Raw genomic sequence first — 16,587 nt, forward strand, 5'->3', positions numbered from 1 at the left:
GAATCAACCATGTTCAACGGTAAATCGATTTTCATCTCCGGCGGCACCGGTTCGTTCGGGCGTAAATTCATCGCCCGTCTGCTTGAGCAATACCAGCCCAAGCGCGTGGTGGTGTTCTCCCGCGATGAACTCAAGCAGTACGAAATGCAGCAGACGTTCAACGCGCCGTGCATGCGCTACTTCATCGGTGATGTGCGCGATGCCGATCGCCTGCGTCAGGCCATGCGCGGCATCGACTACGTCGTGCATGCCGCCGCGCTGAAGCAAGTGCCGGCGGCGGAATACAACCCGACCGAATGCATTCGCACCAACGTCAATGGCGCGGAGAACATCATCGCCGCCGCCATCGACAATGGCGTGAAAAAGGTCGTGGCGCTGTCCACCGACAAAGCCGCCAGCCCGATCAATCTGTACGGCGCGACCAAGTTGCTTTCGGACAAGTTGTTCGTCGCCGCCAACAACATTGCCGGCGAGCAGGAAACCCGATTTGCCGTGGTGCGCTACGGCAACGTCGCCGGCTCGCGCGGTTCCGTGGTGCCGTTTTTCAGCAAGCTGATCGCCGACGGTGCTACGGAGCTGCCGATCACCGACGAGCGCATGACGCGGTTCTGGATCACCCTCGATCACGGCGTGCAGTTCGTGCTCGACAGCTTCGCGCGCATGCATGGTGGTGAAGTGTTCGTGCCGAAGATTCCGTCGATCCGCATCGTCGATCTGGCGCGCGGCATGGCCGAACAGCTGCCGCACAAGAACGTCGGCATTCGTCCGGGCGAGAAGCTGCATGAGTTGATGGTGCCGCTGGACGATGCGCGGATGACCCTCGAGTTCGAAGATCACTACACCATCCAGCCGTCGATCCGCTTTACCAGCGTCGATGTCGATTTTGCCGTCGACAAAGTCGGTGAGCGGGGGCGTGCGGTCGGCGAAGATTTCGAATATCGCTCCGACACCAATCCGCATTTCCTCTCGGTCGGGCAGATCGCCGACCTGCACGCGAAGCTCTCGGTATGATTCCGTACGGTCGGCAAAGCCTCGATCAGGCAGACATCGATGCGGTCGTCGAAGTCCTCCAGTCGGACTGGCTGACCCAAGGTCCAAGCATCGAGCGCTTCGAGCAGGCGATGGCCGAGCGTTGCCAGGCCGATTTCGCCGTGGCGGTGAGCAACGCCACGGCGGCGCTGCACATTGCCTGTCTGGCGGCGGGGCTCGGGCCGGGTGATCGTTTGTGGACGACGCCCAATACCTTTCTCGCCTCGGCCAACTGTGGACGGTATTGCGGCGCTGAGGTCGATTTCGTCGACATCGATCCGCTGACCTGGAACCTCGATGCGTTCGCCCTCGAAGCCAAGCTTGACCAAGCCGAGCAGGACGGCACCTTGCCGAAAGTGCTGGTGGCGGTGGCGTTCTCTGGGCAGAGCTGCGATATGCGCAAGATTGCCGAACTGGCCGAGCGCTACAACTTCACGGTGATCGAAGATGCCTCTCATGCGGTCGGTGCGTCCTATGCGGGACGCCCGGTCGGTTGCGGTGAATTCGCGGCAATGACGGTGTTCAGTTTCCACCCGGTGAAGATCATCACCAGCGCTGAAGGCGGCATGGTGCTGACCAATCGCCCGCAACTGGCCGAGCGCCTGCAACGCCTGCGCAGCCACGGCATGACCCGCGATCCGCAGCAGATGACCGAGCCCAGCCACGGCCCGTGGTACTACCAGCAGATCGAGCTGGGTTTCAATTACCGCATCACCGATCTGCAAGCCGCGTTGGGCTTGTCGCAACTACGCAAACTCGATGACTTCATCGCTCGGCGCCGCGAATTGGCCGCGCGTTACGATCGCCTGCTGACTTACTTGCCGGTGACGTTACCCAGCCCTCAACCCGAGGCGGAGTCGGCATGGCATCTTTATGTCATTCGCTTGCAGCCTGAGCGCATCCGCCTCAGTCACCGTCAGGTGTTCGAAGGCTTGCGCGCGGCCGGTGTCGGGGTGAACCTGCACTATATTCCCGTGCATTTGCAGCCGTATTATCGCGACCTGGGTTTTGCCGAGGGCGATTTCCCTGAAGCCGAGCGTTATTACACCGAGGCGATCAGCCTGCCGCTGTTTCCACTGCTGAGCGATGAGCAGCAGGATTACGTGGTCGAGCAATTGCGTCGGCTGGTTCTTGAGGAGTAATGAAGTGTGAGCTGTGTGGCAATCATCCCCGCCCGTGGCGGCAGCAAACGCATCCCGCGCAAGAACCTTGCGCCATTTGACGGCGTGCCGATGATTGTTCGTTCGATCTGCACGGTGCTGGATTCAGGCTTGTTCGATCAGGTCGTGGTCAGCACCGATGACGCCGAAATTGCTGAAGTCGCACTGGCGCACGGCGCACAGGTGCCGTTCATGCGTCCGGCGGCGCTGGCCGATGATTTCACCGGCACCGCAGCGGTGATTGTGCATGCCTTGCAGCAACTGCCAGCCTTCGATTTCGCCTGCTGCGTGTACGCCACGGCGCCGCTGCTGCAGGTGCGCTATCTGCGCGAAGGCTTCGAGTTACTGGAGCGGCATTCGGACAAGTCGTTCGCGTTCTCAGTCTGTGATTTCGGCTTTCCGGTGCAGCGGGCGCTGACGCTGGACGGGCAAGGTGCCTTGACCGCGTTGTATCCGGAATTTCGCAACACCCGTTCCCAGGATTTGCCCGAAGCGTTTCAGGACGCCGGCCAGTTCTACTGGGGGCGCAGCGAGGCGTGGTTGCGTGGAGAGGTGCTCTATTCGCCAGCCAGTCTGCCGGTGATCCTGCCCCGGCATCTGGTTCAGGACATCGACACGCCGCAAGACTGGAAGCGCGCCGAATACCTGTACGCCGCGCTCAAGGCTGGCGGAGAACTGCAATGAGAGTGCTGATTCGCGCCGACGCCTCGCCGACCATCGGCAGCGGCCACATTGCCCGCTGCCTGACACTGGCGCGGGTGCTGCGCGCGCAGGGCAGTCATGTCGCGTTCGCTTGCCGGCGGTTGCCGGGGCATCGTCTGGAGGCATTGAGCGCCGAGGGTTTTGCAACGTTCGCGTTGCCTGAGCGCTACGCCCATGAAGACCCGCTGCAAGCCATCGAATCAATGCTGCCGTGGCAGGCCGACATCGACGCGCTGGGCGCGCAGCTTGAAGGTCAGGCCGAGTTTGACTGGATCATCGTCGATCACTACGGCCTCGATCATCACTGGCAAACCGCCGCCCGGCGCTGGGCTCATCGAATCGCGGCGGTGGATGATCTGGCCACCCGGCGTTACAGCGTCGATCTGCTGCTCAATCAGAATTTGTCCGGTCTCAGCGAGAACTATGCGCCGTTGCTGCCCGAGGGCTGCCGCACGTTGCTCGGCCCGCGCTTTGCCATGCTGCGCGAAGAATTCAATTGCCCGCCGATCGAGATCAAAGCCAAAGCGCGACGCGTCCTGGTGAATTTCGGCGGCTTCGATGCGGCGATGCAAACCTTTCACGCAATGCGCGCCCTGGCGGATTTCACCGAGCTACAAGTGGACTTCGTCGCCGGCGCCGACAACCCGGCGTGGGCGCAGATGCAGACGCTGGCCGAGACGCGGCCGAACTGGCGTCTGCACAGTTTTGTCAGCGATTTCCATCAGCGCATGACTGAAGCCGATCTGTTTATCGGCGCCGGCGGCGGGACCAGTTGGGAGCGCGCGGCGCTGGGCTTGCCGACGATCTGCATTGCGGTGTCGAACAACCAACAGAACAACGGTGAAGTGATGGCAGCGGCGGGGGCCCATGTGTTCATGGGCGCCCGCGAGCAGGTCAGTGTCGAGCAGTTGCGCGACGCCATCGGCTTTGTCACCGACAATTATTACCTGCGCCAGAGCCTGGCCGAGCGCTCGCGACAACTGGTCGATGGGCGCGGCGCTTTGCGCGTGGCCGCCGCGTTATCCGGGGCGGTGCTGACCATTCGGCCGGCCACGCAAGATGACGCGCAGTTGTTGTTCGATGGCCGCAACGCCGAGGCGGTGCGACGTTGGTCGCCGGCCAATGCTGAAATTGACTCGCCGCAGCACCTCAACTGGCTGAGCGCCAGTCTGCGCAACCCGCAGCGCTTGCTGCTGATTGCCGAGGCCGACGACGGCCCGGTCGGTGTTCTGCGTTACGACCTGCGTGGCTTCGACGCCGAAGTGTCGATCTACCTGCTTGAGGGCCGTTTCGGCTTGGGTTGGGGCAAATCGCTGCTGGTGCGCGGCGAAGCGTTCGTCACCCGCCACTGGCCGCAACTGACGGCGATTACCGCGCAGGTGTTGCCGGCCAATCGCGCCTCGTTGAATGTGTTTCGTGACGCCGGGTTCACTCAGAGTGCCTGCGCGTTCATCCGTGTTTTGAAGGATCACTCCCATGACTAGTTTCAAGATCGGCGACCGCTTGATCGGTGCCGATGCGCCGCCCTTTATCATCGCCGAGATGAGCGGCAACCATAACCAGTCTTTGGACGTTGCCCTGCAAATCGTCGAAGCGGCGGCCAAGGCCGGGGCGCATGCCTTGAAACTGCAAACCTACACCGCCGAAACCATGACCCTGGACCTGGCTGAAGGCGAATTCTTCATCAGGGATCCGGGCAGTCTGTGGGCCGGTAGTTCACTTTATGAACTGTACGAAAAGGCCCATACGCCGTGGGAATGGCACGCGCCGATTTTCGCCCGGGCGAAAGAATTGGGCATGCTCGCGTTCTCCACGCCGTTCGATGACAGCGCCGTGGACTTTCTCGAAAGCCTCAATGTGCCGGCCTACAAGATCGCCAGTTTCGAGAACACCGATCTGCCATTGATTCGTCGTGTGGCTGCCACCGGCAAGCCGCTGATTATCTCCACCGGCATGGCCAGCATCGCCGAGCTGGATGAAACCGTGCGCGCTGCACGTGAGGCGGGGTGCAAGGATCTGGTGCTGCTCAAATGCACCAGCACGTATCCGGCGACGCCACTCAACAGCAATGTGCGCACGATCCCTCATTTGCGTGAATTGTTCGGTTGCGAAGTGGGACTGTCGGATCACTCGATGGGCGTTGGTGTGTCGGTAGCGGCTGTGGCACTCGGTGCGACGGTGGTGGAAAAACACTTCACCCTCGACCGTTCAGCGGGTGGCGTCGATGCCAGTTTCTCGCTGGAGCCGGCGGAGATGGCCAGTCTGGTGGTGGAAACCGAGCGCGCCTGGCAAGCCCTCGGTCAGGTGCATTACGGTGCAACCGAAGCCGAACTCAAATCGGTGGTGTATCGCCGCTCGCTGTACGTGACCGCCGACATGGCCGCCGGTGAGGCCTTTTCCCGGGACAATCTGCGCGCCATTCGTCCAGGCCTCGGTCTGCCGCCCAAGCACACCGACGCTGTTCTCGGCCGCCGCGCCCGCACGCCAATCAAGCGCGGCACGCCGCTGGACTGGTCGTTGGTCGAATAAGCCGATCTGCACCGTTTCGGCAAAATAGCGTGACCTGCGAGTCATAACGCGCATCTTCACTGTATTGTATTGATCGGGGAGATGGCGCCTGGCTCGTTTTCGATTCCAGTGATAGCCCTTTGCGCTCCCCGTGGCTGCCCGTTGTGGCGGCCGTTTTCTGTTTGTCGGCGCCCCTCGAAATCCTTGCGAGCGGTGGTCTTGGGCTGTTTTTTATTGGGAAGCCGTAATGATTGGCATAAAAAGCATTGCGAGCTACGTTCCTGTAGCCGGCGTGGACAATTACGCACAAGGTGCAAAATTCGAGAAGGATGAAGAATTCATCCTTGGCAAGATTGGCTCGGCATTCCTGCCGCGCAAAGACGCTGAGCAAGAAACCTCCGATCTGTGCGTGGAAGCGGCCAATGCGCTGTTTGCCAGCAATCCGGATCTGAAGCGTGAATCGATTGACGCGCTGATCGTCGTCACCCAGAACGGTGACGAAGAGGGCCTGCCACATACCGCCGCGATCGTGCAGGACAAACTCGGCCTGCCGACCAACGTCGCCGCGTTCGATATTTCCCTGGGCTGCTCCGGTTACGTTTACGGCATCTACGCGATCAAGGGTTTCATGGAAGCCGCCGGCCTGAAGAACGGCCTGCTGATCACCGCTGACCCGTATTCGAAAATCGTTGATCCGGAAGATCGCAACACCACCATGCTGTTCGGCGATGCCGCCACGGCCACCTGGATGGGCGAAGATCCGAGCTGGGCGTTGGGCAAGGCCAAGTTCGGCACTGACGGCTCCGGTGCACCGCATTTGAAAGTCACCGATGGCGTGTTCTTCATGAACGGTCGTCAGGTGTTCAACTTTGCCCTGCTCAAAGTCCCGGCGCACTTGCACGAACTGCTCGACGATTCCGGTCTGAAGGCCGATGACATTGATGCCTTCTGCATTCACCAAGGCAGCGCGGCGATTGTCGATGCTGTGGCGCGACGCTTCGAAGGCGAGCCGGAGAAGTTCATCAAGGACATGGTCGAGACGGGTAACACCGTGTCGTCGAGCATTCCGTTGCTGCTGGAAAAACACGTACTCGATTCCGATTGGCAGCGTATTGCGCTGAGCGGTTTCGGTGTCGGTCTGTCGTGGGGCTCGGCGATCATCTATCGCCCTTGAGCTGAAGCAAAAACGGCGGATACAAAAAAAGCGTTCAAGGTTAACCTTGAACGCTATTTTTTTGCCTGAACGGGAGCGGGAGGCGCCATGAGCGAGTTTTTTCAAGCCAATGCCGAAGTGTTGCAACGGCGCTGGCCGGCGCTGTTCGAGCGGCTGATGGCTGAAGACAGTGCGGCCATTCAGGCCGAGCTGGTTGAGGGGCTGGGCTCGACGCTGAGCGTCAACGGCATTCAGCTCACCAGCCGCCACGACCGCCTCCACGAAGCGCAGGTTCAGGCGGCCAGCCTGCCCGACAACGCGCAACTACACATCTATGGCACTGGCCTCGGCGATCTGCCCGGTGTCCTGCTTGAGCGCGAAGGACTGCAGCGCTTGTACGTGCACATCCTCAACGGCGCGTTGTTTGCGCTGGTGCTGCAGTTGCTCGATCAGCGGCAGTGGCTGGAAGAACCGCGCATCGAGTTGTTTTACGCTGGCGATCACGTCGACATGTTCACGCCGTTTTTCGCCCTGCCGGCCGAGATGCTGCTGGCCGATGACTTCAATGCGAAGATCCGTGATCGGTTGGTCAATGAAGTCCATCTGAGTTTCAACAATCGCGAATTCGATGCGCAGTCGCCGTTCATTCAGCAGCGTTTGCAGGAGTGCTTGCCAGTGCTGTTGGGCGATGACGATGTTGCGCAATTGTTCGGCAGCTGTACTGATCGCGAAGTCTATGTGATCGGCACCGGCCCGACCCTTGAAGGGCACTTTGAGCGACTGGCAGCAGCTCGGGCTCATACGCAGCGCCCGCTGTTCGTCTGTGTTGACACCGCGTATCGGCCGTTGCTTGAACACGGTATCAAGCCCGATCTGGTGGTCACCATCGATCAGCGTATCAGCTTCCGGCATCTCCCCTTCGAAGAGTCCGATGGCATTGCTCTGGTGTATCTGCCCATGAGTGATCCCGAGGTTCTGCGCGCCTGGAAGGGCAAACGCTACGGCGGTTGCTCGGCCAGCCCGGTGTATGCCGGCTTGCGTGAGCAGCATCCGCGCGCGCTGTTGCATGTCGGCGGCAGCGTGATTCATCCGGCGGTGGACTTGGCGGTGAAGATGGGCGCGTCACGCATCACGCTGTTTGGCGCCGACTTTGCTTTTCCGATGAACAAGACCCACGCGGGCTGGGGCGACGGTGATCTGGGGCCTGGCGTGGATCAGGCGCGGCATTGGGTGCGTGACGGCAATGGCCAGCGGGTCAGTACGCAACTGAATTTTCGCGGCTATCTCTGTGTGCTGGAGCGCTACATCGCCGCACACCCGCACGTGCAGTTCTTCAATAGCAGCAGGGCAGGCGCGTTGATCGCCGGGACGCAATTCAATCAGGAGTTCGTGCAATGACGGCGATCGAGACCTGCATCCACGAGTGCCGCCAGTGCGCCGGCCTGTTTCGGTTGGGCCGTGATGTCGAGGCGGCGCTGAGCATGGTCGATGTCTTCGAGGGCGCACAGCGGGTGTTGGTGTTGGCACCGGCGGATACACAACAGGTATGGGCGCAAATCCTCACGCACATGCTTGATTGTCAGGAACTTCAGGACTGGTTGGGACTGGCTGATTACATGGAGTACGAGTTGGTTGAATTGCTGCAAAGCGTGCCGGCCTGAAGACAGGCGGCAGCGCTGGCCCGCAGGTTTTTGCCGTAGACGGTTTTATGACGTCATTTTTTCGTGGGTGAGGGGCGGCTAAGCCCTTGTTTTCTCGGGGGTGGCCGGGTGATGGCAAAATTTTTTCAAAAAGCCCTCAAGCAACCTGATTACCCGACGATAACTATTACGAAGGTTCTCTAGGCCATACCCGGCGGTTGCCAGGGCCGGAAGCCGCAGTACCCAACCAACGAGGAATTCGTCATGGCTTTAACAGTAAACACCAACACCACATCGTTGAACGTTCAGAAAAACCTGAACCGCGCTTCCGACGCCCTGTCGACTTCGATGCAGCGCCTGTCTTCCGGCCTGAAAATCAACAGCGCTAAAGACGACGCCGCTGGCCTGCAGATCTCCACCCGTATGCAATCGCAAATCCGCGGTGGCAACCAGGCTATCCAGAACGCTAACGACGGTATCTCCGTTGCTCAGACCGCTGAAGGCGCTCTGCAAGCTACTACCGACATCCTGCAGCGTATGCGTGAACTGGCTGTTAAAGCACGTACCGGCACCAACGGCACTGCTGACCAGAAAGCGACCAACAAAGAATTCGCCGACATGTCGGACGAAATCACCCGTATCGCTGCTTCCACCAACCTGAACGGCAAAAACCTGCTGGACGGTTCGGCTGGTACTGTGACTCTGCAAGTTGGCGCAAACACCGGTACTGCTAACCACATCGACCTGGTACTGAGCTCCAAGTTCGACGCCGTCAACCTGTCCGTGGACAAAGGCGTTCTGGCTCTGACCGGTACTGACGCTGCTACCGCTGGTAGCAACATCGACAACGCTATCACTGCAATCGACGCTGCTATCGCTGCGATCGGTGATACCCGTGCCAGCCTGGGTGCTTCGCAAAACCGTCTGACCAGCACCATCTCCAACCTGCAGAACATCGTTGAGAACACCACCGCTGCACAGGGTCGTGTACAAGACACCGACTTCGCCGCTGAAACTGCTAACCTGACCAAGCAGCAAACTCTGCAGCAAGCTTCCACTTCGGTTCTGGCTCAAGCCAACCAACTGCCTTCCGCTGTACTGAAGCTGCTTCAGTAATTTCGGAACAAGTTTGGGCGGGAGGGTGCGCTGGTCGTGCTCTCTCGCCTTTTTACGTTAGGAGGTGATGAGCATGGACATGAGCGTCAAGCTTAACCAGTCTTATCCGGCTCCCAAGCCAGTCACGCCGGTTGCTGACAAACCGTCAGAAACGCCTAAAGTTGCCAAGACTGAAGCTCCGGTCGCTGCCAAGAGTCAGGAAACGGACGACGCCAAGTTGAAACTGGCGGTGCAAGAGATCGAAAAGTTTGTCCAGTCGATCAAACGCAATCTGGAGTTCTCCATCGACGAGCATTCCGGGAAGGTTATCGTCAAAGTGATCGCAAGCGAGACGGGTGAGGTCGTTCGACAGATTCCCTCCGCAGAAGCCCTCAAGCTGGCAGACAGCCTGGCCAACGCGAGCCACGTGTTGTTCGACGCCAAAGTCTGATAGCTGGCATGAATAATGTTTGTCCGTTCTCAGGACGCGTGTAACGGTCAAAAGAATGGCAACAATCTGAAGGGAGATGCACATGGCAAGTCCAATTCTACCGGGTTCCGGACTGGGTTCCGGCCTGGACATCGGTGCGATCGTCACTGCACTGGTCGATGCCGACAAGGCACCGAAGCAGACGCAGATCGACACCGCGACCAAAGCCAACACGCTGAAAATTTCCGGCATCGGTTCGTTGAAGAGTGCGCTGACTGCGTTCCAGACGGCGATGACCAATCTGAGCAGCAAGACCAATCCTGCATTTGCCGGTTTCACCGCGACTTCCAGCAATACCAACCTGAGCGCCACCGCCGACAGTTCCGCGGTTTCGGGCAGTTACAATGTAGTTGTAACGCAGTTGGCTACCGGCTCGAAAATCGCCAGTGCTTCCTTCGCCGGCGGCGCCGCCAGTGCCATTCCGAGTGGTACCCTGAAAATCAGTCAGAATGGCACTGATTACAATGTCGACATCCCTGCCGATGCCACGTTGCAAACCACTCGTGACGCCATCAACAAGGCTCAGGGCGCCAACGGTATCTCCGCCAACATTGTGACCGACGCCTCCGGTGCTTCGCGCCTGGTGATCAGTTCGAACAAGACCGGCGAAGGTTCTGACCTCACCGTGAGCGGCATTGCCGGGCTGGAGATTGATGGCACAAAACCTCTGGGCAGCAGTCCTGCGGCCGGTGCTGCGGGCGCCGTCAACGGCGTTGCGCAAAACGCCAAAATCTCCATCGACGGCCTTGAGGTTAGCAGCAAGAGCAACACGGTGACCGGCGCAATCAGTGGCCTGACCCTGAACCTGACCACGGTGAGCCCTGTCTCGGGTGGCGTTGCGACGCCAACTGTTGTTGGCGTGGATGCCAACACCAAAGGTTTGCAAACATCGATTCAGGCTTTCGTCGATGCTTACAACACCTTGAAAACCACCATCGATACGCTGTCCAAAGCCACCCCGGATGCGGATGGCAAGTTGACCGTGCAAGCGGCATTCACCGGTGACGCGATGCCTCGCTCGCTGATTGCCGACGTGCGTGCCGAGCTGACCAATACGGGGGCTGGCGGTCCGTTGGCTGTGCTGTCGCAGTTGGGTGTAATGACCGATCGCAACACCGGTAACCTCACGTTTGATACCAGCGCGTTCACCAAAACCATGGCCCAGCCAGGCATGACCGGGCAGGTTCAGCAGTTGTTCACCGGTACCGACGACACCAATGGTCTGTTGGCGCGCATGAGCAAAGCAGTGGACCCGTATCTCAAGCCGGCTGCAGGTGACATCACTGGCAGTGGTTTGCTTGATCAGCGCATGGCTATTCTGACCAAGAACACCAAAAACCTGACCGAGCAGCAACTGGCGCTGGACTTGCGTGTTGCCAACCTGACCAAGACGTTGACTGCAAAATACAACGCCATGGACTTGCTGGTAGGGCAGATGAAAGCGACGGCGAGTAGCATCACCTCGTTCTTCACATCGCTGAACGCTCAGCAGTCCGCGAAGTAACAGGCAGGCACGACAAAAACCCGGCTACGCTTTATCGGCGTGTGCCGGGTTTTTGTCTTTTCATCTAAAGTTCTCTGATTCGTTGGCGATACACTGGTTATACGAGTCATTGTGGCAATGAGGTAGAACATGAATCCGATGTTAGCCCTTCGGCAATACCAGAAAGTCGGCGCGCATGCCCAGACGTCCGAAGCGAGCCCGCACCGTCTGGTGCAAATGTTGATGGAAGGTGGTCTGGGGCGAATCGCCGAGGCCAAGGGCGCCATTGAGCGCAAGGATATTGCTGCCAAATGCACGGCTATCAGCAAAGCCGTTGGCATCATTGGTGGTTTGTGTGAGGGCCTGGATCTGGAAAACAGTGCCGATTCGGTAGGTGAGCTCAATCAGCTTTATATCTACATGATGAAGCGACTCGCCGAGGCCAACGTCAAAAGTGATCCGAAGATTCTCGACGAAGTTGCCGGTCTCCTGCGCACTGTAAAGGAAGGCTGGGACGGTATTGCTCCACCAGGTCCGCAGTTTTAAAGGAGAGCACCATGAGTCTTGTACTGCAGCGAATCGCCGATACCCGTGAAGCGTTGGTTACTGCGCTGGCCGAACGCAATTGGGAAGCCATTGGCGAGCTGGATCTGGCTTGCCGTTCCTGCATGGAAGACGTCATGGCTGAGGCTTCGCTGGACGAAGTCGCGCTGCGCGACAATCTCGAGGAGCTGCTGCACGTCTACAAGGAGCTTCTCGAGGTGGCCATGGGTGAGCGGCAAGCGATAGCCAACGAGATGTCGCAGATCACCCAAGCGCAAAAGGCTGCAAAGGTTTACCATCTGTTTGGTTAATTAACCCGCAGTTAATCCAGACATGTGCGCCATAAATTTGACTGTGCACGGTTTTTTGACTTAACTAGTGGCTGATTTCAGATTTCAGGCGTCTACAGGCACATGGTGTCCTGCAAGCGTCTCGCTTGCCCCTAATTTCGGGCATTGAGTTGACTAGGGAAGTTGCTATTGCATGTGGCGTGAAACCAAAATTCTGCTGATCGATGACGATAGCGTTCGCCGCCGCGACCTGGCGGTGATTCTAAATTTTCTCGGCGAAGAAAATTTACCCTGCGGCAGCCATGACTGGCAGCAGGCAGTCGGCTCTTTGTCGTCTAGTCGTGAGGTCATTTGCGTACTGATCGGGACGGTTAATGCTCCTGGCGCGCTTTTGGGCTTGTTAAAGACACTCTCGACCTGGGATGAGTTCCTTCCGGTTTTGCTGATGGGCGATAATTCTTCCGTCGACCTGCCTGAAGACCAGCGCCGCCGCGTGCTGTCGACCCTGGAAATGCCGCCCAGCTACAGCAAGCTGCTTGATTCCCTGCACCGTGCTCAGGTCTATCGCGAGATGTACGACCAGGCCCGCGAGCGCGGTCGTCATCGCGAACCCAATCTGTTCCGTAGCCTCGTCGGCACCAGCCGGGCGATCCAGCACGTGCGCCAGATGATGCAGCAGGTGGCCGACACCGACGCCAGCGTGTTGATCCTCGGCGAATCCGGCACCGGCAAGGAAGTGGTTGCGCGTAACCTGCATTACCATTCCAAGCGCCGCGACGCGCCGTTCGTTCCGGTGAACTGCGGGGCGATCCCGGCAGAGCTGCTCGAAAGCGAATTGTTTGGCCACGAGAAGGGCGCTTTCACCGGCGCGATCACCAGCCGTGCCGGCCGTTTCGAACTGGCCAACGGCGGGACGCTGTTTCTCGACGAAATCGGCGACATGCCACTGCCGATGCAGGTCAAGCTGCTGCGCGTCTTGCAGGAACGCACCTTCGAACGCGTGGGCAGCAATAAGACCCAGAGCGTCGACGTGCGCATCATCGCCGCGACCCACAAGAATCTCGAAAGCATGATCGAGATCGGCACCTTCCGCGAAGACCTCTACTATCGCCTGAACGTGTTCCCGATCGAGATGGCGCCGCTGCGTGAGCGCGTCGAAGACATCCCGTTGCTGATGAACGAACTGATCTCGCGCATGGAGCACGAGAAGCGCGGTTCGATCCGCTTCAACTCCGCCGCGATCATGTCGCTGTGCCGCCACGGCTGGCCGGGCAACGTCCGCGAGCTGGCCAACCTGGTCGAGCGCATGGCGATCATGCACCCGTACGGGGTGATCGGCGTGGTCGAGTTGCCGAAGAAATTCCGCTACGTCGACGACGAAGACGAGCAAATGGTCGACAGCCTGCGCAGCGATCTGGAAGAGCGCGTGGCCATCAACGGGCATACGCCAGACTTCAGCGCCAACGCCATGCTGCCGCCGGAAGGTCTGGACCTGAAGGACTACCTCGGTGGTCTCGAGCAGGGCCTGATTCAGCAGGCGCTGGACGACGCCAATGGCATCGTCGCGCGTGCCGCCGAACGTCTGCGCATTCGTCGCACCACGCTGGTGGAGAAGATGCGCAAGTACGGCATGAGCCGTCGCGACGGTGATGAACAGGCGGATGATTGACGCCTGTTTTTCAACCGCTTCATTTATAAGCGGTTTTTTTTAGGCACGGGTATTGCTACAGCCCTCGCAACGTTCCGTTTAACTGACGGTCAGCCAAGCGAGAAAGCACAATGCCCCAAGCCCAGATGTCATCTGCCTCCAGTCCCGAGGGGCAGCCGTCCTCCGTAGAGCAGGCCAGCCGACAGGGTCTTGAACAGGCATTCGAGCTGTTCAACCAGATGTCCAGCCAGCTGACTGATTCCTACAGCATGCTTGAAGCGCGGGTCACCGAGCTCAAGGGCGAACTGGCAGTGGTCAGCGCTCAGCGCATGCAGGAACTGGCGGAAAAAGAACGCCTGGCCAACCGTCTGCAAAACCTCCTGAGTCTGTTGCCCGGTGGCGTCATTGTCATCGACGGCCACGGCATCGTACGCGAAGCCAATCCGGCCGCCATTGAGCTGCTGGGTCTGCCCCTGGAAGGTGAACTGTGGCGCCAAGTCATCGCGCGCTGCTTCGCTCCGCGTGAAGACGACGGTCATGAAATCTCCCTGAAAAATGGTCGACGCTTGTCGATTGCCACCCGCTCGCTGGACGCCGAGCCGGGGCAATTGGTGCTGCTCAACGACCTGACAGAAACCCGTCATCTGCAAGATCAACTGGCGCGCCATGAACGGCTGTCATCGCTGGGGCGCATGGTCGCCTCGCTGGCCCATCAGATCCGCACGCCGCTGTCCGCCGCCTTGCTGTACGCCAGTCATTTGACTGAGCAGGAATTGCCCGTCGCCACGCAACAGCGTTTCGCCGGGCGCCTGAAAGAGCGTCTGCACGAACTCGAGCACCAAGTGCGCGACATGCTGGTCTTCGCTCGCGGTGAATTGCCGCTGACCGATCGCCTCACCCCCAATGCCTTGATGCAGGCGCTGCAAGCTGCAGCGCTGACCCATGTGCAGGATCTGCCCATTCGCTGGCAGTGCGACAGCCATGCCGGCGAATTGCTGTGCAACCGCGATACGTTGGTCGGTGCACTGCTGAATCTGATCGAAAACGCCATTCAGGCCAGCGCCGCTGATGTGCGCCTGAAAGTCCATTGCTACACCCGCGACAACGCCTTGCGCATCAGTGTCAGCGACAGTGGCAGCGGCATCGAGCCTGCGGTGCTCGCGCGTCTCGGCGAGCCGTTTTTCACCACCAAAGTGACTGGCACTGGCCTGGGCCTGACCGTGGTCAAAGCGGTGGCACGGGCGCATCAGGGAGAATTGCAGCTGCGTTCGCGGGTCGGGCGCGGCACGTGCGCGCAGGTCGTCCTGCCGCTGTTTTCCGCTGTACAGGGAGCTGAGTGAACGACATGGGCATCAAGGTTTTGCTGGTCGAGGATGACCGCTCGTTGCGCGAAGCGCTGGCCGACACGCTGTTGCTGGCCGGGCATGATTATCATGCAGTCGGTTGCGCTGAAGACGCGTTGACGGCGGTCACGCGCGAAGCGTTCAGCCTGGTGGTCAGCGACGTCAACATGCCCGGCATGGATGGTCATCAACTGCTCGCCTTGTTGCGTGCCCGTCAGCCGCAATTGCCGGTGTTGCTGATGACCGCCCATGGCGCTGTCGAGCGCGCGGTCGATGCGATGCGTCAGGGCGCGGCGGATTATCTGGTCAAACCCTTCGAGCCTAAAGCCTTGCTGGATCTGGTCGCGCGCCATGCGCTGGGAAATATCGGCGCAAGCGAAAGCGAAGGTCCGATTGCGGTAGAGCCGGCAAGCGCCCAACTGCTTGAGTTGGCCGCGCGCGTCGCACGCAGCGATTCCACCGTTTTGATCTCTGGCGAGTCCGGTACCGGTAAAGAAGTGCTGGCGCGCTACATTCACCAGCAATCCCATCGCGCCAAGCAACCGTTCATTGCGATCAACTGTGCGGCGATACCGGACAACATGCTCGAAGCGACGCTGTTCGGCCATGAGAAGGGGTCTTTCACTGGCGCCATCGCCGCGCAAGCCGGCAAGTTCGAACAGGCTGACGGCGGCACCCTTCTGCTCGACGAAATTTCCGAAATGCCCCTGGGTCTGCAAGCCAAGCTGCTGCGCGTGTTGCAAGAGCGTGAAGTCGAGCGCGTCGGAGCGCGCAAACCGATCAGCCTCGACATCCGTGTGGTTGCGACCACCAACCGTGATCTGGCGGGTGAAGTGGCAGCAGGGCGATTCCGTGAAGATCTTTTTTACCGTCTGTCGGTTTTTCCCCTGGCCTGGCGTCCACTTCGCGAGCGCACTGCCGATATCCTGCCGCTGGCCGAAAGGCTGCTGGCCAAACACGTCAATAAAATGAAGCATGCCGCCGCGAAACTTTCGCCTGAGGCGCAAGCATGTCTGACCGCTTACCCGTGGCCAGGCAATGTGCGCGAGCTGGATAACGCGATTCAGCGCGCACTGATTTTGCAGCAGGGCGGTTTGATTCAGCCGCAGGATTTCTGTCTCGCCGGTTCTGTGACGTTCGCCGCGTTGCCGGTCGTTACGCCAGCACTCGCGGTGATTCGTGAAGTGGAAATCGATGCGGATTCCGCTGGCGCACTGGGCGATGACCTGCGCCGCCGGGAGTTTCAGATGATCATCGACACCCTGCGCACCGAGCGCGGCCGACGCAAAGAAGCGGCGGAAAAGCTCGGAATCAGTCCGCGAACCCTGCGCTACAAACTGGCGCAAATGCGCGATGCGGGGATGGACGTCGAAGGTTATCTGTTCGCCACTTGATCGCTGGCAACCTGCATTGAAGACGCTTTTCTGAAGGGGTGCTCATGAGCTGGCACCCTTGTTGCTAATACCTGTGTACCCGCCGAGTGAGTGTCAAAAAATTGCGGGC

At 59.6% G+C, this 16,587-nt stretch carries 16 protein-coding genes; all 16 read left to right on the top strand.

The window, feature by feature from the left end:
- Window positions 1–9: 9 nt before the first annotated feature.
- The 16 genes from pseB to ACQ4OE_RS15185 all read left to right on the top strand — a co-directional run bounded on the left by pseB (window position 10) and on the right by ACQ4OE_RS15185 (window position 16,478).
- Window positions 10–1,011 (top strand): UDP-N-acetylglucosamine 4,6-dehydratase (inverting), encoded by a 1,002-nt coding sequence (gene pseB, locus ACQ4OE_RS15110; RefSeq protein ID WP_430947097.1) that lies wholly within the window; start codon window positions 10–12, stop codon window positions 1,009–1,011.
- The gene (gene pseC, locus ACQ4OE_RS15115; protein ID WP_430947098.1) at window positions 1,008–2,171 is read left to right on the top strand and encodes a UDP-4-amino-4,6-dideoxy-N-acetyl-beta-L-altrosamine transaminase; all 1,164 of its coding nucleotides are present in this window, start codon (window positions 1,008–1,010) and stop codon (window positions 2,169–2,171) included. Before pseB ends, pseC begins: the two co-directional genes overlap by 4 nt.
- A gap of 6 nt (window positions 2,172–2,177) precedes the next feature.
- Window positions 2,178–2,873, top strand: a complete 696-nt coding sequence (gene pseF / locus ACQ4OE_RS15120) for a pseudaminic acid cytidylyltransferase (protein WP_430947099.1) — start codon at window positions 2,178–2,180, stop codon at window positions 2,871–2,873.
- Complete coding sequence (pseG, locus tag ACQ4OE_RS15125; RefSeq protein WP_430947100.1) at window positions 2,870–4,375, top strand: UDP-2,4-diacetamido-2,4,6-trideoxy-beta-L-altropyranose hydrolase; 1,506 nt, start codon at window positions 2,870–2,872, stop codon at window positions 4,373–4,375. The genes pseF and pseG overlap by 4 nt, the downstream gene beginning before the upstream one ends.
- Complete coding sequence (gene pseI, locus ACQ4OE_RS15130) at window positions 4,368–5,420, top strand: pseudaminic acid synthase (protein ID WP_430947101.1); 1,053 nt, start codon at window positions 4,368–4,370, stop codon at window positions 5,418–5,420. The genes pseG and pseI overlap by 8 nt, the downstream gene beginning before the upstream one ends.
- A 226-nt stretch (window positions 5,421–5,646) precedes the next feature.
- Window positions 5,647–6,573, top strand: coding sequence for a ketoacyl-ACP synthase III (locus tag ACQ4OE_RS15135; RefSeq protein ID WP_064119546.1), 927 nt, complete (start codon window positions 5,647–5,649; stop codon window positions 6,571–6,573).
- 87 nt (window positions 6,574–6,660) lie between these two features.
- Window positions 6,661–7,950: a motility associated factor glycosyltransferase family protein gene (locus ACQ4OE_RS15140; RefSeq protein WP_430947102.1), complete on the top strand. Its 1,290-nt coding sequence runs from the start codon at window positions 6,661–6,663 to the stop codon at window positions 7,948–7,950.
- Window positions 7,947–8,213 carry a hypothetical protein gene (locus tag ACQ4OE_RS15145; protein ID WP_430947103.1) on the top strand — a complete coding sequence of 89 codons (267 nt, stop codon included), beginning with the start codon at window positions 7,947–7,949 and terminating at the stop codon, window positions 8,211–8,213. Before ACQ4OE_RS15140 ends, ACQ4OE_RS15145 begins: the two co-directional genes overlap by 4 nt.
- A 243-nt stretch (window positions 8,214–8,456) precedes the next feature.
- Window positions 8,457–9,308 carry a flagellin domain-containing protein gene (locus ACQ4OE_RS15150; protein ID WP_122593378.1) on the top strand — a complete coding sequence of 284 codons (852 nt, stop codon included), beginning with the start codon at window positions 8,457–8,459 and terminating at the stop codon, window positions 9,306–9,308.
- 73 nt (window positions 9,309–9,381) lie between these two features.
- The gene (locus tag ACQ4OE_RS15155) at window positions 9,382–9,738 is read left to right on the top strand and encodes a flagellar protein FlaG (protein WP_122593380.1); all 357 of its coding nucleotides are present in this window, start codon (window positions 9,382–9,384) and stop codon (window positions 9,736–9,738) included.
- 82 nt (window positions 9,739–9,820) lie between these two features.
- The gene (fliD, locus tag ACQ4OE_RS15160) at window positions 9,821–11,281 is read left to right on the top strand and encodes a flagellar filament capping protein FliD (protein ID WP_430947104.1); all 1,461 of its coding nucleotides are present in this window, start codon (window positions 9,821–9,823) and stop codon (window positions 11,279–11,281) included.
- A 129-nt stretch (window positions 11,282–11,410) separates the two neighbouring features.
- Window positions 11,411–11,806, top strand: coding sequence for a flagellar export chaperone FliS (gene fliS, locus ACQ4OE_RS15165; RefSeq protein ID WP_430947105.1), 396 nt, complete (start codon window positions 11,411–11,413; stop codon window positions 11,804–11,806).
- Between the two features lie 11 nt (window positions 11,807–11,817).
- The gene (fliT, locus tag ACQ4OE_RS15170) at window positions 11,818–12,114 is read left to right on the top strand and encodes a flagellar protein FliT (protein WP_122593386.1); all 297 of its coding nucleotides are present in this window, start codon (window positions 11,818–11,820) and stop codon (window positions 12,112–12,114) included.
- A gap of 172 nt (window positions 12,115–12,286) precedes the next feature.
- Window positions 12,287–13,762: a sigma-54 dependent transcriptional regulator gene (locus tag ACQ4OE_RS15175; protein ID WP_064119539.1), complete on the top strand. Its 1,476-nt coding sequence runs from the start codon at window positions 12,287–12,289 to the stop codon at window positions 13,760–13,762.
- A gap of 110 nt (window positions 13,763–13,872) precedes the next feature.
- Entirely contained in the window at window positions 13,873–15,081 is a 1,209-nt protein-coding gene (locus tag ACQ4OE_RS15180; protein ID WP_430947106.1) for a sensor histidine kinase, read from the top strand.
- A 5-nt stretch (window positions 15,082–15,086) separates the two neighbouring features.
- Window positions 15,087–16,478 (top strand): sigma-54-dependent transcriptional regulator, encoded by a 1,392-nt coding sequence (locus tag ACQ4OE_RS15185; protein ID WP_122593390.1) that lies wholly within the window; start codon window positions 15,087–15,089, stop codon window positions 16,476–16,478.
- Window positions 16,479–16,587 lie beyond the last annotated feature (109 nt).

It is taken from the genome of Pseudomonas sp. WC2 (genome assembly GCF_050586545.1).
Lineage (GTDB): Bacteria > Pseudomonadota > Gammaproteobacteria > Pseudomonadales > Pseudomonadaceae > Aquipseudomonas.

Excerpts from the sequence above, each read along its gene's own strand:
- fliD (WP_430947104.1), top strand. The coding sequence starts at position 9,821 with ATGGCAAGTCCAATTCTACCGGGTTCCGGACTGGGTTCCGGCCTGGAC.
- fliT (WP_122593386.1), top strand. The coding sequence starts at position 11,818 with ATGAGTCTTGTACTGCAGCGAATCGCCGATACCCGTGAAGCGTTGGTT.
- ACQ4OE_RS15180 (WP_430947106.1), top strand. The coding sequence starts at position 13,873 with ATGCCCCAAGCCCAGATGTCATCTGCCTCCAGTCCCGAGGGGCAGCCG.
- ACQ4OE_RS15155 (WP_122593380.1), top strand. The coding sequence starts at position 9,382 with ATGGACATGAGCGTCAAGCTTAACCAGTCTTATCCGGCTCCCAAGCCA.
- ACQ4OE_RS15140 (WP_430947102.1), top strand. The coding sequence starts at position 6,661 with ATGAGCGAGTTTTTTCAAGCCAATGCCGAAGTGTTGCAACGGCGCTGG.
- ACQ4OE_RS15185 (WP_122593390.1), top strand. The coding sequence starts at position 15,087 with ATGGGCATCAAGGTTTTGCTGGTCGAGGATGACCGCTCGTTGCGCGAA.
- pseC (WP_430947098.1), top strand. The coding sequence starts at position 1,008 with ATGATTCCGTACGGTCGGCAAAGCCTCGATCAGGCAGACATCGATGCG.
- ACQ4OE_RS15135 (WP_064119546.1), top strand. The coding sequence starts at position 5,647 with ATGATTGGCATAAAAAGCATTGCGAGCTACGTTCCTGTAGCCGGCGTG.
- pseG (WP_430947100.1), top strand. The coding sequence starts at position 2,870 with ATGAGAGTGCTGATTCGCGCCGACGCCTCGCCGACCATCGGCAGCGGC.
- ACQ4OE_RS15150 (WP_122593378.1), top strand. The coding sequence starts at position 8,457 with ATGGCTTTAACAGTAAACACCAACACCACATCGTTGAACGTTCAGAAA.
- pseI (WP_430947101.1), top strand. The coding sequence starts at position 4,368 with ATGACTAGTTTCAAGATCGGCGACCGCTTGATCGGTGCCGATGCGCCG.
- ACQ4OE_RS15175 (WP_064119539.1), top strand. The coding sequence starts at position 12,287 with ATGTGGCGTGAAACCAAAATTCTGCTGATCGATGACGATAGCGTTCGC.
- fliS (WP_430947105.1), top strand. The coding sequence starts at position 11,411 with ATGAATCCGATGTTAGCCCTTCGGCAATACCAGAAAGTCGGCGCGCAT.
- ACQ4OE_RS15145 (WP_430947103.1), top strand. The coding sequence starts at position 7,947 with ATGACGGCGATCGAGACCTGCATCCACGAGTGCCGCCAGTGCGCCGGC.
- pseB (WP_430947097.1), top strand. The coding sequence starts at position 10 with ATGTTCAACGGTAAATCGATTTTCATCTCCGGCGGCACCGGTTCGTTC.